The 200-nt window shown below is 61.0% G+C and carries 1 pseudogene; it reads right to left on the reverse strand.

Annotation, left to right across the window (positions count from 1 at the left end):
- Window positions 1–200 (reverse strand): annotated as a pseudogene (locus tag VQ042_RS25720) (ISAs1 family transposase); the annotation flags it as partial.

Genomic DNA, 200 nt, shown 5'->3' on the forward strand with positions numbered 1-200 from the left:
TCGTCTCTGAAGAGGCAGTCCATCAGCCAGTGCATGCTCTCGACGGACCAGTGGCGCCGAACGATGTCACCGAGCTGGTCGGCCTTATCGATTGCTGACGTGATGTAGAAGCGCGTTTCCTGTTCGACCCTGGTGTTGATCCGGCGCTCGCTCTCGACCATCACCACGCCCTTCAAGCCGGGCCAGTTGTGGCGCTCCTG

Origin of the sequence: Aurantimonas sp. A2-1-M11 (genome assembly GCF_036549475.1) — a bacterium.
GTDB lineage: Bacteria > Pseudomonadota > Alphaproteobacteria > Rhizobiales > Rhizobiaceae > Aurantimonas.